Origin of the sequence: Kitasatospora sp. CM 4170, assembly GCF_032110285.1 — a bacterium.
GTDB classification, from domain to species: Bacteria; Actinomycetota; Actinomycetes; order Streptomycetales; family Streptomycetaceae; genus Kitasatospora; species Kitasatospora aburaviensis.
The window spans coordinates 4,575,306-4,589,962 of record NZ_CP134877.1; the positions used below are offsets into that span (position 1 = coordinate 4,575,306).

The following is a 14,657-nucleotide window of genomic DNA, read 5'->3' on the forward strand; positions in this document are numbered from 1 at the left end:
CGCGGGCCCGGCCGTCGGGCCCCGGGCGCGGGTTTTGCGCTGTCGGAGCGCAACCGTACCGCCGCGGGGTGACGGCGCCGCGGCCACCCTGGCCGGTCGGCCGCGGGTGGCGCACCCGCCCAGCGGCGCCGGGCGTTCGGGTCCGAACACACGGACCCCGGACGCACTCGTGGGCGGTGCCGTCGACGGCACCGCCCACGAGGCCGGTTTCGCGGTGACCCTTTCCGCTGACCCGGATCGTTCCCTGCGTCGGATCGTCCCCTGCTGCGGCCGTGCGAGCGCCTTCCGGCCGCTCGGAGCCGCCCCGGGCCCACCGCGGATGCTCAGCCCACCCGCGGCCGTTCCACCTCAGGCGCCCCCGCCGTCGGTGGGACCCGGGCCGGTCAGTTGAAGACCGGGGCGAAGACGATGTTGACGTTCTTGTTGGCCTGGCCGACCAGGATCGCGCCCGAGTTGTCCTTCACCGCGAGGGTGTTGGCCTGGTTCGAGGCACCGGAGCCGGTGGCCGTCTGCTGGGTGGAGACGTAGTTGCCGTCGACCGGGCCGAAGACGTTGCCCGTCCCGACGTTCGACACCACGCTGCTATTGGAGCCGTCGTTGGCCGCCGCGCCGTTGTCGGCGGCGGCGGAGCCGGCTCCCGCGAGCAGCAGACCGGCCGCGAGTGGTGCGACGCACAGAAGACCGGCCAGCCGGCGGGTCCGGATGCGAGCCATGGGTGCCCTCCAAAAAGCTGTACATCATGATTTCGTGATCGTTCGATCGTGCAAGGTGGTGCGTTCCTGCATGAGGTGCGGGAGTTCGCCGGCCAGACGAACACCTGCGGGCTGCGACGCCGAGAGACAGACTTCCGCAACAAATCGACAAAGCGCCACCACGCCGCAGCATCTTCGCCCTTTAGCGTGATATCCAAGGCGCCGGCGAATAACGGGACCCGGGGCGGAGAACGCGCCGACACACCGCCGCCCACCAGGGATTTCGCCCGAACGGTCGGACACGGAGGAGCTTCGGGAGGCGGCGCACGGAGGGCACACGCACCACCGGGCGCACCATCGCGGCGCAGAGCACCGGCGAATGCGCCCCCTCAAGGGTGAGTCACCTTCCCATGTCGATAAATCCAGCCATTCTGCGACTGTTCCACCATCACATTCATCCCACCGGAGAAAGGGGCCTAGACCGCCTTGCCCGGGTTGAGGATGCCCAGCGGGTCGAAGACCGCCTTCAGCTGCCGCTGCAGCTCCAGGGCCACCGGCCCCAGCTCGCGCGCCAGCCACTCCCGCTTCAGCAGGCCGACCCCGTGCTCCCCGGTGATCGTGCCGCCCAGCTCCAGCCCCAGCGCCATGATCTCGTCGAAGGAGCGCTGGGCCCGGGCCGACTCCTCGGGGTCGTCCGCGTCGAAGATGACGATCGGGTGGGTGTTGCCGTCGCCGGCGTGGCTCACCACCCCGATGGTCAGCGCGTGCCGTTCGGCGATCTCCGCCACCCCGGCCAGCATCTCGGCCAGCCGGGAGCGCGGCACCGCCACGTCGTCGATCATCGTGGTGCCCAGCCGGTCCAGCGCCGGCAGCGCCAGCCGCCGCGCCTCCAGGAGCAGCTCCGACTCCGCCTGGTCCTCGGCCGGCACCACCTCGGTCGCCCCCGCCGCCCGGCAGATCTCCCCCACCGCGGCCAACTCGCCCGCCGGGTCCGGTCCGTCGAAGGCCACCAGCAGCAGCGCCTGGGTCGACTCCGGCAGGCCCATCTGCCCGAGCTCGTTGACCGCCCGGACGGTCACCGCGTCCATCAGCTCCATCAGCGACGGCGTGAGGCCCCGCGCCATCACCTCGCAGACCGCCGCCCCGGCCGCGTCCGCGCTCGGGAACTCCGCGGCCAGTGCCAGCTGCGGTGCGGGAGCGGGCCGCAGGGCCACCACCGCCCGGACCACCACGCCCAGCGTGCCCTCCGAGCCGACCAGCAACCGGGTCAGGTCGTAGCCGGCCACGCCCTTCGCCGTCCGGCGACCGGTGGAGAGCAGCCGCCCGTCCGCCAGCACCACGTCCAGCCCGAGCACGTACTCGCTGGTGACGCCGTACTTGACGCAGCAGAGCCCGCCCGCGCCGGTGCCGATGTTGCCCCCGATCGTGCAGGACTCCCAGCTGGACGGGTCCGGCGGGTAGGAGAGGCCCAACCCTGCTGCGGCCCGCGAGAGTTCGGCGTTCACCACACCGGGCTCGACGACCGCGATCCGGTTCACCGGGTCGAGCTCCAGGATGCGGTTCATCTTCACCATGGAGAGCACGATGCAGCCGTCCACGGCGTTGGCCGCGCCGGAGAGCCCGGTCCGGGCGCCCTGCGGCACCACGGGGACGCGCAGGTCCGTCGCCGTCCGCAGGATGTGCTGCACCTGCTCGACCGTCTCCGGGAACGCCACCACCGCCGGGGTGCCGGCAGTGCAGAAGCCGGCCATGTCGTGGCTGTAGGCGGCCATCACGTCCGGGTCCACCACCAGCCCACCGTGCGGGAGGCCCTGTGCCAGCCGGTCCGTCAGATCACTCATCGCCGCCTCCGCTCGTCCGGCGCCGCGGAACCCGGTGATCGCCCGGGCCGGCACCGCCCAGTCCGTACGCCGTCGGGCCGCGGGCGCGCCACTCGTGCGCGGCCCGGTCGTACGCGGCCCATCGTCTTCGGTGGCACTCTGCCCGGCGGGTGCACGACCGGCAAGTACGCCGTCCCGGACGGGGCGCCCGGGGCGGGTGACCGGGGCGGGGCGCCCGGGGCGGGTGCTGCGCCGGCGACCGGTGCTCCGCCCGGGACCGACCGGAGGTCCGCCCGGCCACGGTTCAGGCCCGGCGCAGCGTCGGGGAGGCGAGCGCCGCCAGGCCCGCCGCGCCGGTGGCGAGCGCGCAGAGCAGGGCCGGCAGGCGAGCGCCCGCCGTGTCCGCGAGGACCCCGAGCAGACCGGTGGAGAGCACCAGCGCTCCGCTCTGCACCAGCGTCAGCAGGGCCTGCACCCGGGAGAGGTGGGTGGTCGGCGCGGCCCCCAGCACCAGCGGCCCCAGGTGGCAGGCGAACAGGCCCGCGCCCGCCCCGAGCACCACCCCGCCCGCGACCGCAAGCAGCGCACCCGGCACGGCGCCGCCGAGCACCGGCGCGTCCGCGACCGGCCCGCCGGGCGCCCAGGCCAGCACCGCGATCCCCGCCGACGCCGTGCAGAGCCCGGCCGCCGCCCCGACCCCGGCCCGCCGCAGGCCGCCCCGCCAGGCGACCACGGCCGCCACCACGAGCACCCCGGCCCCCTCACCGCCGCCCACCAGGCCGGCCGCGCCGGCGCCCCAGTGGTGCGCCCGGGCCAGCAGCGGCACGAGCAGCGACACCACCGGCAGCAGCGCCCCGGCGGCGGCCCCGGTCAACAGCAGGGAGGCCCGCAGCAGCGGGTCCCCCGCCGCCAGCCGGACACCGGCCGCCGCCTCCCGGAGCAGCCCCGACGCGCCGGCCGACCGCGCCGGAGCCGCCTCCGCCGGGCGGACCCGCAGCAGCACCAGCAGGACGACGCCGAAGCTCACCGCGTCCGCCAGCGCCGCCCCGGACAGCCCGCCCAGGGCGACCAGCACCCCGCCGAGCGGCGCCCCGAACAGCGCCGCCACCTGGCCGCCCGCCTGGCGCAGTGCGAGCGCGCGGGGCAGCCGCTCGGCGCCCACCAGCCGGCGCGGCATCGAGCCGCTCGCGGGGAGGTAGAACGCGTCGACGGTGCCGATCACCGCCGCGGCGGCCACCAACAGCCCGAACGGGACGTCCCGGCCGGACGCGGCCCCCGCGAGCACGAGGGTGGCGGCCAGCATCACGGTGTCCCCGGCGAGCATCACCCGGCGCGCCCCGAACCGGTCCGCCACGGCGCCGCCCAGCAGGACGAGGGCCGTCCGGGGCAGCGTGATCGCGGTCAGCACCAGGCCGGCCGCGCCGCCGCCGTGCGCGGACGCGGCCCAGCCCAGGGCGAAGTAGAGCGCGGCGTCCCCGAGCAGGCCGACCTGGACCCCGCCCAGCCAGAGCAGGTACCGGCCCGGCAGCGCGGCCGGCCGTGCCCCGGGGCGGGGTGCCCCGGGGCGGGCCGGCCCGCCGGCGTCGGATGCCGGGCCGGCGGGTACCGGCCCGGTGGACGGGGTGCCGTTGGACGGGGTGCCGTTGGGTACCGGCCCGTTGGACGGGGTGCCGGTGGACGGGGTGCGTGGACCGGGGTCGGTGCTCGTCGCCATGCCCGCCGACGGTAGGACCCTCGACCTGGTCGAGGGCAAGCCGCCGACCTACCGCGCCCGGAGCGACCACCGCCCGGACCGGCCGCCGCCGACCGCCTCACGGCGGCGGCAGCACGGCCCCGCCCGCCCGCGCCCTACCCGGCGCGGACCACCGGCTCCTGAAGCTCGGTCACCCAGTCCGCCGTGGACTCCGGGCACTCCAGGTACAGCTCCCGCGCGTACCCCGTCGAGCGGTAACCGTTCTGGTCGATGAACCGGGCGAGCGTCTGGAAGGCGCCCAGCGCGTCGTCCATCGAGCCGCGGTGCACGACGGTCACCGCCTCCTCGATCTCCGGCAGGTCGACCACGGCGAAGCCGTGCTCCACCGCGGACTCCACCGACGCACCGACCGGGATCGCCACCCGGATCAGCACCGAGCCGTCCCCCTCGGGCGTGTCCTCGTACCGGGCCACCGACGGGCCGGTCCCGGCCACCCCGGCCTCCGCCACCCGCCGGCAGAGCTCCGCGAACAGCGGGCCGATCACCGGCGTGATGTCCTCCGGCTCGTAGCTCGCCGCCACGGCCGTCAGCTCCGCCACCCGGACCGGCGGCACCCGCTTCACCACGACATCGTGCTCAGGCATGCTTCCCTCGCTCTCGATCGTCCGGAGCCTCGCCTCGACCCGGGCCAGCCGCTGGGCGTCCGCCGCCATCGCCGCGGCGAGCTCGGCCCGCCGCAGCCGCAGCATCCCGCGCAGCTCACCCGCGTCCACCCGGTCGTCCAGGACGTCCAGGACCTGCTGCAGCGTGAAGCCGAGGTCCTTGAGCGCGATGACGCGGTTGAGCCGGGCGAGTTGGGCGGCCTCGTAGGACCGGTAGCCGCTGACCGGGTCGACCCGGGCCGGGCGCAGCAGGCCGATCGCGTCGTAGTGGCGCAGCATGCGGACCGACACCCGGCCGTGCTTGGCGAAGTCTCCGATGTTGAACATGATGCCTCCAGTGCAGCCCCTGACACGGTGTCATGGTCAAGCGCCGGATCCGCACCCGGGGCCGGGCTCCCCGGGGCCGGCTCAGTCGATCACGTCGAACCCCCGTCGCTGGCCCAGCTCCCGCAGGCTGCGCTGCCCGGGGATGCCGTTCGCGTCCGTCCCCGAGTAGCCGAGGCTGCGCTGGAAGGCGGCGTACGCCTGCACCGTCCTGGTGCCGAGCGAGCCGTCGACCCAGCGCTGCTCCAGGAACCCCTCGTCGGCCAGCGCCTGCTCGACGATCCGGACCTCGCCGCCGTAGGTCTGGTGCCCCTGTTCCGCGCCGGGGTCGGTACGGGCCGCCGCGACGACGTGGGCCAGCGAGACCCGGCGCGGCGAGGGCAGCCGCCCGAGCAGCCGGCGCAGCGACTCCTCCCCGGGTACGCCGTCCGCGGCGGACCCGGTGTAGCCCAGACCGTGCTGGTAGTCCTGGTAGTTGAGGGTGTCGGCGTCGCGCCACTCCTCGTCCGGACCGGCCGTGTAGTGCGAGCCGTGGCCCGCCGCCACCAGCGCCTCGCCCACCTCCCGCACCTGCGGGCCGTGCGCGCCGTACCCGTACTCCAGCCCGTTGACGGTCACCCGGTACCGGGCCGGCGCACCGTCCGACCGCGGCGGCGGCAGCGGGGTGCCCGTCCCGCCCCCGCCGCCCACGAAGGCGTCGATGCCGGGCAGCACCAGGTCGTGGAACTGCCGCACCCGGGCGTCACCGGGGCAGGCGGTGCCGCCGTCCGACCAGTCCGGGAACAGCCGGTGGTACCCGAAGCCGGGGTCGTCCGTGCTCCGGCAGACCCGCACCGGGATGCCGTGCTGCCGGTGCAGCCAGGCTCCGAGCGCGACCATTGCCGCCACCTGCGCGTCCGTCCACGGGTCGGTGTGCTGGTCGTTGCTGGCCGACTCGACGCTCACCGCCCCGGTCCCGTCCGCCCGCCGGTTGGCCCGGTAGTTGGCGTCGGCCCGCGTCTGCGTCCCGACGAACTGGCCGACCGCCCCGTCGTAGCCGACCCCGAAGTGCGACTCCAGGTTCGTGGAGTCCCGCCAGTACTCGTACATCCGCCGCGGCGTCCACGGCGCCGCGATGCTGTGGAAGATCACCTGCGTCGGCACGATCGCCGGCTGCGCGTCCGACTCGGGCTGGAGCTCCATCTTCTCCGCGCCGGGGTACCAGGCCATCTGTCTCTCCTCGCCGGGCCCAGGGCAGTCCGCCCCTTACCCCCGACACACGAGACCCCGCCTCCACCCCGAGGACACCTCCGCCCCAAACCCCCCGTTCAGGTGAATTCCGCCCCCCGCCCCGCCCCAGGGAACGCAAAAGGCGGGTGCCGGATCCTTCCGGCACCCGCCTTGAGCAGGTGGTTTCTCCTACCAGCGGAGAGCGTGGGATTCGAACCCACGGTGACGGGTCACGCCACGACAGTTTTCAAGACTGTTCCCTTAGGCCGCTCGGGCAGCTCTCCAGGCGGAGGTCAGCCTAACGGTTTCGGCGGGGTTCGGTGCACACGGTTTTCGGAGGCGGCGGTCAGTTGTCGCCGACGCGCTCGCTGAGGGTGACCTTGGTGGTGAACGTCTGGCCGTTGCGGGTGTACTCGACGTCGACGGTCTCGTTGGGCTTGTGGGTCCAGATGCGGCTCACCAGGGCGGGGCCGTTGTCGATCGGGACGCCGCCGAGCTTGGTGATGACGTCGCCCGGCTTGAGGCCGGCCTTGTCGGCCGCGCCGCCGGGGGTGACGGCGGGGGTGCCCTGGATGTCGCGGGTCTGGATCTGCGCGCCCTCGCCCTTGTAGTCGTCGTTGCGGAGCACGTCGAGCTTGGCGTAGACGGGCTTGCCGGTCTTGATCAGGGTCTCGCCGACCCACTTGGCCTGGTTGATCGGGATGGCGAAGCCGAGGCCGATGCTGCCGGCCCGGCCGGTGCTGGAGGTGTTGGACTGGATCGCCGAGTTGATGCCGACCACCGCACCGGTGGAGTCGAGCAGCGGGCCGCCGGAGTTGCCGGGGTTGATCGACGCGTCGGTCTGAAGGGCGTTCATGTACGAGGACTGGGCGCCGGTCTCGTCGCCGGAGGCGACCGGGCGGTCCTTGGCGCTGATGATGCCGGTGGTGACGGTGGACTCCAGGCCGTACGGGGCGCCGATGGCGATGGTGGAGTCGCCGACGTTGACCTTGTCGGAGTCGGCCAGCGGAAGCGGCGTCAGCTTGCCCTTGGGCGGGGTGTCCAGCTTCACCACGGCGACGTCGTAGCCCTCGGCGCGGCCGAGCACGGAGGCGGCGTAGGAGCTGCCGTCGGCGAACTTGACCGTCAGCTTGCCGCCGTTCGAGGCGGGCGCGACGACGTGGTTGTTGGTGAGGATGTGGCCCTCGGTGTCGAAGACGAAGCCGGTGCCGGTGCCGGACTCGCCGTTGCCCTGGGCCTTGATGGTGACGACGCTGGGCAGCGCCTTCTGCGCGATGCCGGCCACCGAACCGGGGGCGGGCTCGTTCTTCTGCGGGCTGCTGGCCTGGACGGTGGTGCTGCGGTGGTCGTCCGCGGAGGCGACGCTCCTGCCGTCGCGGTCGGCGACGGTCACGCCCACCGCGCCGCCGGCCACACCGGCGACGAGGGCGACGGCGGCGATCAGGGCCACCAGGCCGCCGCGCTTCTTGCGCGGGCCGCCGGGCCCGGGGGCGCCGGGGAGGTCGGACGGGTAGCCGAGCGGGCCGCCCGGGTAGCCGGGGCCGGCGGGGCCACCGGGGGCACCGGGGGTGACGTCGTGCGCGCCCCAGCCGCCGAGCGGCTGGCCGGCGCCGAACGGGTGGTGCTGACCGGTCGCGCCGGGGGCGGCGGGCGCACCCGGGGCGGCGTACGGGTCGTGGGCCGCGGCAGCGGGCGCCGCGTACGGGTAGCCGGCCGGCGCGGCGGGCGGCAGGACCGGCGGCGGGGCGTCGATGTACCCGGTGTCGGCCACGGCCGGGGCGGCGGCCGGAGCGGCCGGGACGGCCGGCTCGGGGGCGCTGACCTTGCTGAACGCCAGCGTCGGCGTGGACCCGCCGGCCGCCGGGGCGGCGGGCGCGGCCTCGGCCAGCGTGTAGTCGGCCTCGGGCGCCGCTGCGGGGGCGGGCGCGAACTGCGCCGAACCGTCAGGAACGGGACCAACCACCCCCTGGCCGGAGGGCTGCTCCCCCTGCGGCCCGGTGGACCCAACCTCGCGCTCGGTGCTCACGGACGACCTCCATAGCTGACAGGACCAACAACCATAGTTTTTCGCACACCCGATTCGATTGTCGTAAGGACCCTTCTGAAGAACTCATAAGAATCCTTAGCCCGGTCCAACAGCACGTGCCGGAGCCACCGCGGCGCCCCCCGCGCAACCCCCTGCCGCGCCCCCGCGCCGACGGCGCGCCGTCCCGCGATGCGGACCGCCGGGACCACGGCCTTGGCGTTCCCCACCTGGGCGGTTAGCCTGTCGCTCCAAACTGACACGCGGGAGCTTGGACCCACCAGGCTGAGAGTGCGCCGGTCGACCGTACGCCACGGGCTCCGTGGCCGGACCGTCGAGGGGGCGCAGACCGCCGGAACCTGTCCGGGTAATGCCGGCGTAGGGAGTATCGGCCATGCCGTCTGCTTCGCCATCCTCTTCTTCGGGCGCGCCCGCGTCCAAGAATCTCCCCGAGTCGTCCACGACCGTTCACTCCGACGCCACGGCCTCCGCCGGCGGTTCCACCGCGGTGCTGGACCGCCCGGAGCGGGACGGCCGGGGCGAGCGGGTGGAGGCCCCGCTCGTGCTGGACACCGAGCCGCCGCGCACCCTGCGCTTCCGGGACCACTTCGCGCTCTGGATGAACCTCGGCGTCAGCCTGATCGGCTTCACCACCGCCGCCACCGTGCTCGGCGCCCCCGGCAGCGAGCTGTCGCTGGCCGCCGCGGTGACCGCGATCGTGGCCGGCACGGTGGTCGGCACCGCGATGCTCGGCGTCGCCGCGCTGATCGGGGCCCGCACCGGCGCGCCCGCGATGGCCAACCTGCGCGGGCTGTTCGGGACGAGGCTCTCGTACGTGCCCACGGTGCTGAACATCGTCCAGTGCATCGGCTGGGGCGTGTACGAGCTGCTGGTCATCGCGATGGGCGCGCAGACCGTGGCGCACACCGAGGGCTACCGCTGGGTGTTCGTGGTGCTGGCCGGCGCGGTGACCACCGCGCTGACCATCTGGCCGCTGGGGGCGATCGCGGTGCTGCGCCGCTTCGTCGCCGCGGCCGTGGCGGTCGCGATGGTGTACTTCACCGTCCAGCTGGGCCGCCACGGCGTCCCGGACCCGGGCGCGGGCAACTGGCACGGGTTCCTCAGGGCCACCGACGCGATGATCGCCGTCTCGATCTCCTTCGTGCCGCTGGCCGCCGACTACACCCGCCACTCCCGCACCCCGCGGGCGGCGTTCTGGGGCAGCTTCTCCGGCTACACGATCGCCCAGGTCTGGTGCTACGTGCTCGGCCTGTTCGCGCTGCTGCAGGCGGACGGTGACGCGACCAGGATCTTCGACTCGTTCCTGGGCGTCTGGGCCGGCTGGCTCTTCCTTCTGGTGCTGGTGCTGCGCGAGACCGACCAGTCCTTCGCCAACGTCTACTCGACCGCGATGTCGGTCCACAACCTGCTGCCGAAGGTCGACCGCCGGGTGCTGACCGGCGCGACCGGCCTGCTGATCACCGTCCTGGCGCTGCAGATCACCGAGTTCACCGACTCGTACTACGCCTTCCTCGGCCTGATCGGCTCGGTCTTCGTGCCGATGTTCGCGGTGCTGGCGGTGGACTACTTCCTCGGCGCCGGCCGGCGCGGCTGGAACCTCGCCGCCGACGCGCCGTCCCGCTGGCTGATGCTGCTGCCGTGGGCGCTCGGCTTCGCGGTGTACCAGCTGATCGCGCCGACCGCGATCGCCGGCTGGTGGACGGACTTCTGGACCTCCGTCCAGGAGGCCCTGCACTTCACCCCGCAGGAGTGGACCTCGGCCTCGCTGTTCGGCTTCCTGGTGCCCGCGCTGGCCACCTGGGCGCTCACGCCGCTGACCCGCGGCCGGCGCTGACCGCCCGCCCGCACCCGAAGACGGCCCCGCGGATTGGGGCCGTCTTCGCTTCCGCTTCACTTCCGACGCTTATCGTTGACGCCGTGACCAGCCCTGATCTCTCGCCTGCGGCGGCGCGCACCGCGCCGCCCGTCCAGGTGATCGCCCACCGCGGTTCCTCGCACGCCCTGCCCGAGCACACCCTTGCGGCCTACCGCCGGGCACTGGAGGAGGGCGCGGACGCGGTCGAGTGCGACGTCCGGGTGACCGCCGACGGCCGGCTGGTCTGCGTCCACGACCGCCGGATCGGCCGGGTGTCGGACGGCCGCGGCACGGTCTCCGCGATGACGCTGGCGCAGCTGGAGGCGCACGACTTCGGCGCCTGGAAGACCGGCGTGCCGAGCCGGGACCCGGAGCTGCGCGAGGTGCTGCGGCTGGAGAGCCTGCTGGAGCTGGTCGCGGACTGCGGCCGGCCGGTGGACCTGGCGATCGAGACCAAGCACCCGGTCCGGTTCCGCGGCCGGGTCGAGAGCGAGCTGCTGCGGATGCTCGACCGGTTCGGGATCGGCGGCGCCCACGGAGCCGGTGCGCCGGGAGCCGCTGCGCAGGCCGACGGCCCCGGGGGCGACCGTCCGCGGGCACGCATCATGAGCTTCTCCTCGCTGGCCCTGGCCCGGGTGGCCGCCGCCGCACCGCAGTACCCGCGGGTGTTCCTGTTCGAGCGGATGCTGCCGCTGCAGGGCCGGCTGCGGCCGGGCGCGGCGCTGCCGGGCGGCGCGCGGATCGCCGGCCCCGGCATCGACCTGGTGCGGGCCAAGCCCCGGCTGGTCACCCGGCTGCGCGAGCTGGGCCACGAGGTGCACGTCTGGACCGTCGACGAGCCGGACGACGTGGAGCTCTGCCTGGAGCTGGGCGTGTCGGCGATCATCACCAACCGCCCGGCGGAGGTGCTGGCCCAGCTCGGCCGGTGACGGTCCGGCCCGCTCGGCCGGTGACGGTCCGGCCCGGCGGGCGCCCCGATCGCCCCGCCTGCCCCGGCTGCCCCGGCTGCCACGCCTGCCCCGGCCGCCACGGCCGCCACGGCCGCCACGGCCGCCACGGCCGCTTCGGCCACCGTCCACCGGGCCGTCGCGCGGCGCTTCAGTTGATCGTCTTGGTAGGGACTCAAACCTTCCGCTGTCGCTTTTCTGCCGTGGATTCTGCGTTTCACGACAGAGGGTGAGCGGTGAATCACCTGTCGCGCACCGTGTGTCGCCCGGCTCGAAATGTCCGACCGGGATCGCCGTGCGGTCGTTTCCGACGCATTACCAAGGGGCATCCATCCCTCGGCATACGCTGAAGGAGGTCCGGGGGTGGCGTTGATGGTGGCGCGTGAAGTGCCGACTTCATCGACCATGGCAGTGCCGCACGGCCCAGCGAGTGTCGGGGTCGCACGGCGCCGACTGCGTCGAGATCTGGGTGACCGGCAGATACCGGAACCGGTCATTGATGATGCTGTTCTGATCCTTTCCGAACTGTTGAGCAATGCCTGTCGTTACGCCCGGCCGCTCGGGCCGCTGCCCGTGCTCGGCCGCAGTGCCCGCGCCGAGGCCGTGGGCCAGGTGCTGGTCGGCGTCCCCTCCGGGGCGGCCGGCGGTGCGGCCCGACCCGGCAGATCGGACGACCGCTCGCAGGAGCGGTCCCGGGACGTCGAGGACGTGGGTGCCGACGACGGCGGCATCCTGGTCCGCTGGCAGATGCACGCGGACGGCGTCCTCACCCTGGAGGTGACCGACGGCGGGGCACAGACCCGGCCGTCCCCGGCCAGCCCGTCGCTGACCTCGCGCGGCGGCCGCGGCCTGAGCATCGTGGACCAGCTGGCGAGCGACTGGGGCGTGCGCGACGCGCCCGGCGAGGTGACGGTGTGGGCGGCGCTGCCCGCCCGGGCCCGCCACGCCCGCCGCACCGGCGGTGATGCCCGCAGCGCCTGACGGCCGACCGGTTCGCCGGCCCGGGCCTCTCCCGGCCCGCGGCCAGGGCGATCCGCAGGCCCCGGGAGCCGCCGGCCCCGCGGCCCGCAGGCGCAGGCCGAGCGGGCCCGCAGGCCGAACCGGCCCGCGGAGCTGCCCACCGCGCCCCACCGCCCCAGGCCCCGGCGTGTGCCCACGCGCCGGTGGAACGTCAGTAGGCTGCCCGGAGCACAACACCACCGTCCCCGGGAGAGCCGCACCATGGGCAAGAAGGCCGCCAAGAAGGCGCCGCAGCGCAGCCAGTCCACCACCGCCGTCACGGGCGAGATCCCCGTGGTCGGGGCCCGCGAGAACTGCCCCTGCGGTTCGGGCCGCCGTTACAAGGCGTGCCACGGCCGCGAGGCCTCGCACGCCGTGCAGGAGCTGGTGCACCGCCCGTTCGAGGGCCTGCCGGGCGAGGCCGACTGGGTGGCGCTGCGCGAGCTGGTGCCGGCCGCGACCGTCCCGCTGACGCTGGCCGCCGGGGTCGCCGAGACCGCCACCGGCGAGGTGCCGTCGGTGACGCTGGCCACCGTCCTGCCGCTGGCCTGGCCGGCCCTGCGCCGCCAGGACGGTTCGATCCTGCTCGGCCTGCAGACCCAGTCGTCCTCCGGCGACCTCAGCCGCGACCTGGCCGACGCGCTGGAGCTGGCGCTGGCCGCCGAGCCGGGCTCGCCGGTGCCCGCCCGCCGTACCGTCCCGGGCGGCCGCCGCCTGCAGGACCTGCTGGACCTGCAGGCCGAGTTCGCGCCCGCCGTGCACACCGGCTTCGAGTTCTGGCTGGAGGACGCCGAGACCGCCACCGGCGAGGTGGCCGCGTCCCTGGAGCGCGCCAACGCCTCGGCCATCCCGACCGAGAAGCTGAGCGGCGTCGACTCCGCCTACTGGTGCGGCACCCCGGACAAGAACCACCTCCGCTGGGTGATGACCGTGCCGGAGGAGCAACTGCTGGACGCGCTGGCCCGGCTGACCGCCGCCGACAAGTCCTCGCTCGGCCCGGACACCCGCCTGGTCGGCTCGTTCCGCGCGCACGGCCTGACCGTTCCGGTCTGGGACCTGCCGCTCGCCATGACGGCCGCCGACTGCGAGAAGCCCGCCGCCGAGTTCGCCGAGCGGCTCGCCGAGACCCTCGCCGACGAGCAGCCGCTGACCGCCGAGGAGCGCCGCGCCCGCGCGAACCTGGTGAACCGTCAGGTCACCTTGAACTAAAGGCGACCGGGATCCGGGTGATACGCGTCACATTGTCCGTCCGAACGGCAATTTCCGGACGGCCAGGGCATCTTGGAAATTGGCGTAGCCGCGGATCCTTGTTACTGTCTAAAGAGTCCGGTCGCTGGTGCATCCCCCGTCGCCAGCGGCCGGATCTTTTGTTTTCCGCCGGGGCCGCCCCGGTTGCACCGTGTCCGATCAACTTTCCGGGCACCGTGGCCGCAGCCCGTACGCCCCGCGCCGGCACGGCCCGTCCGCGGCCGTCAGTACGCCGAGCGGCCGCTGTCCAACCGGACCGCCGCCTCGACCAGTTCGCCGAGCAGCGGCCCCACCTGGGGCAGCCAGACCCCGCCGTCGGCCGCCGGGCGGGGCGCGAGCACCCAGCGCACCCGGCTCCCCGTCCCGCCGCCGGGCGGCAGCGGCAGGAAGCCGCCCGACCCGTGGTAGCGCAACGACCCCGGTACCCACGGCAGTTGGGCGAGCATCTCACCCAACACCTCCAGCGAGTACGGGGCGACCAACAGCGCGTAGCGGCCGGGCAGCGCCAGCACCGGGCCGAGCGGCAGCCGCAGCGCGGCGAGGTAGGCGAGCGCCCGGGCGCCGGCCGCCGCGGGCAGACTGACCGCCGAGACGGTCCGGCCGGTCGCGGCCAGCACGGGCGCGTCCGGCTGCCGCTCCCACCACCAACGCACCATCCGGGCATCGGTGGTGGCCGCGAGCAGCGGCGGATCGTGCGGATGGGCACCGGGGACGGGGCAGTCCTGGTCCCCGCAGGAACACCGCCCGCCGCGGAGCAGCGTGCCGGGCACCACGGGCCAGCGGTGGTCGACGGCGGCCGCCAGGGCCGCGGCCAGCCGGGCCGAACGGGCCGCCGGAGGGTTGCTCGGGTTCTCGCGCATGGCACTCGTTCCTTTCCGTGACCGCTCGGTTCGCTCCCGGCCCGCGGCCCGCGTCGGGGAGCGCCGCACCGGCCCGGATCGGGGCGGCGGGCATGGCGAACGGCGTGGGCAGGGGTGGAGCACGGTGTGGAGCACGACCTGAGAAGGGCCGCGGATTAGAACAGCCCTTGGAACGAGAATCCCGCATGCGACCGGATGGACGCCGCCCGGGCGCGGTTGGTTCCACCGTACGAGTGAGTGACCTCCGGCCGGCCCGGCCCACCGGGCGGCGAAAGCATACGATCCGGACGGCCATCCGGGCCGT

Annotated in this window: 11 protein-coding genes, 1 tRNA gene and 1 riboswitch; of the genes, 4 read left to right on the forward strand and 8 right to left on the reverse strand. The window is 74.5% G+C overall.

Translation table 11 applies throughout. The features are described 5' to 3' along the window. Positions 1-383: 383 nt before the first annotated feature. The 7 genes from RMN57_RS19385 to RMN57_RS19415 form a co-directional block, all read right to left on the reverse strand. Positions 384-713: a hypothetical protein gene (locus RMN57_RS19385; RefSeq protein WP_313764609.1), complete on the reverse strand. Its 330-nt coding sequence runs from the start codon at positions 711-713 to the stop codon at positions 384-386. A gap of 455 nt (positions 714-1,168) precedes the next feature. Then, positions 1,169-2,533, reverse strand: coding sequence for an FAD-linked oxidase C-terminal domain-containing protein (locus tag RMN57_RS19390; protein ID WP_313764610.1), 1,365 nt, complete (start codon positions 2,531-2,533; stop codon positions 1,169-1,171). Between the two features lie 283 nt (positions 2,534-2,816). Continuing rightward, positions 2,817-4,226, reverse strand: coding sequence for an MFS transporter (locus RMN57_RS19395; RefSeq protein WP_313764611.1), 1,410 nt, complete (start codon positions 4,224-4,226; stop codon positions 2,817-2,819). A 134-nt stretch (positions 4,227-4,360) separates the two neighbouring features. Continuing rightward, the gene (locus tag RMN57_RS19400) at positions 4,361-5,194 is read right to left on the reverse strand and encodes a MerR family transcriptional regulator (protein WP_313764612.1); all 834 of its coding nucleotides are present in this window, start codon (positions 5,192-5,194) and stop codon (positions 4,361-4,363) included. 81 nt (positions 5,195-5,275) lie between these two features. Further along, positions 5,276-6,400, reverse strand: coding sequence for a peptidoglycan-binding protein (locus RMN57_RS19405; RefSeq protein WP_313764613.1), 1,125 nt, complete (start codon positions 6,398-6,400; stop codon positions 5,276-5,278). A 196-nt stretch (positions 6,401-6,596) separates the two neighbouring features. Next, a tRNA-Ser gene (locus tag RMN57_RS19410) sits at positions 6,597-6,684 on the reverse strand. Positions 6,685-6,746: 62 nt separating this feature from the next. Further along, complete coding sequence (locus RMN57_RS19415; RefSeq protein WP_313764614.1) at positions 6,747-8,426, reverse strand: trypsin-like peptidase domain-containing protein; 1,680 nt, start codon at positions 8,424-8,426, stop codon at positions 6,747-6,749. Positions 8,427-8,676: 250 nt separating this feature from the next. Beyond that, positions 8,677-8,825, forward strand: a riboswitch (TPP riboswitch). Between RMN57_RS19415 and RMN57_RS19420 the strand changes: the two genes are divergently transcribed. The 4 genes from RMN57_RS19420 (at position 8,818) to RMN57_RS19435 (ending at position 13,454) form a co-directional block, all read left to right on the forward strand. Continuing rightward, the gene (locus RMN57_RS19420) at positions 8,818-10,278 is read left to right on the forward strand and encodes a cytosine permease (protein ID WP_313764615.1); all 1,461 of its coding nucleotides are present in this window, start codon (positions 8,818-8,820) and stop codon (positions 10,276-10,278) included. It overlaps the preceding riboswitch by 8 nt. Positions 10,279-10,361: 83 nt before the next feature. Then, the gene (locus RMN57_RS19425) at positions 10,362-11,228 is read left to right on the forward strand and encodes a glycerophosphodiester phosphodiesterase family protein (protein WP_313764616.1); all 867 of its coding nucleotides are present in this window, start codon (positions 10,362-10,364) and stop codon (positions 11,226-11,228) included. Positions 11,229-11,651: 423 nt separating this feature from the next. Beyond that, on the forward strand, positions 11,652-12,227 hold the full coding sequence (locus RMN57_RS19430) for an ATP-binding protein (RefSeq protein ID WP_313767884.1): 576 nt from the start codon (positions 11,652-11,654) through the stop codon (positions 12,225-12,227). Between the two features lie 240 nt (positions 12,228-12,467). Next, positions 12,468-13,454, forward strand: coding sequence for a DUF5926 family protein (locus RMN57_RS19435; protein WP_313764617.1), 987 nt, complete (start codon positions 12,468-12,470; stop codon positions 13,452-13,454). 263 nt (positions 13,455-13,717) lie between these two features. Here the strand turns inward: RMN57_RS19435 and RMN57_RS19440 are convergent, their stop codons facing one another. Continuing rightward, positions 13,718-14,353: a bifunctional DNA primase/polymerase gene (locus RMN57_RS19440; RefSeq protein WP_313764618.1), complete on the reverse strand. Its 636-nt coding sequence runs from the start codon at positions 14,351-14,353 to the stop codon at positions 13,718-13,720. Positions 14,354-14,657 lie beyond the last annotated feature (304 nt).

What these genes read in the sequence shown, in the direction of transcription:
- RMN57_RS19390 (WP_313764610.1), bottom strand. Translation starts at nt 2,533, where the DNA reads ATGAGTGATCTGACGGACCGGCTGGCACAGGGCCTCCCGCACGGTGGG.
- RMN57_RS19400 (WP_313764612.1), bottom strand. Translation starts at nt 5,194, where the DNA reads ATGTTCAACATCGGAGACTTCGCCAAGCACGGCCGGGTGTCGGTCCGC.
- RMN57_RS19385 (WP_313764609.1), bottom strand. Translation starts at nt 713, where the DNA reads ATGGCTCGCATCCGGACCCGCCGGCTGGCCGGTCTTCTGTGCGTCGCA.
- RMN57_RS19435 (WP_313764617.1), top strand. Translation starts at nt 12,468, where the DNA reads ATGGGCAAGAAGGCCGCCAAGAAGGCGCCGCAGCGCAGCCAGTCCACC.
- RMN57_RS19440 (WP_313764618.1), bottom strand. Translation starts at nt 14,353, where the DNA reads ATGCGCGAGAACCCGAGCAACCCTCCGGCGGCCCGTTCGGCCCGGCTG.
- RMN57_RS19405 (WP_313764613.1), bottom strand. Translation starts at nt 6,400, where the DNA reads ATGGCCTGGTACCCCGGCGCGGAGAAGATGGAGCTCCAGCCCGAGTCG.
- RMN57_RS19420 (WP_313764615.1), top strand. Translation starts at nt 8,818, where the DNA reads ATGCCGTCTGCTTCGCCATCCTCTTCTTCGGGCGCGCCCGCGTCCAAG.
- RMN57_RS19430 (WP_313767884.1), top strand. Translation starts at nt 11,652, where the DNA reads ATGGCAGTGCCGCACGGCCCAGCGAGTGTCGGGGTCGCACGGCGCCGA.
- RMN57_RS19395 (WP_313764611.1), bottom strand. Translation starts at nt 4,226, where the DNA reads ATGGCGACGAGCACCGACCCCGGTCCACGCACCCCGTCCACCGGCACC.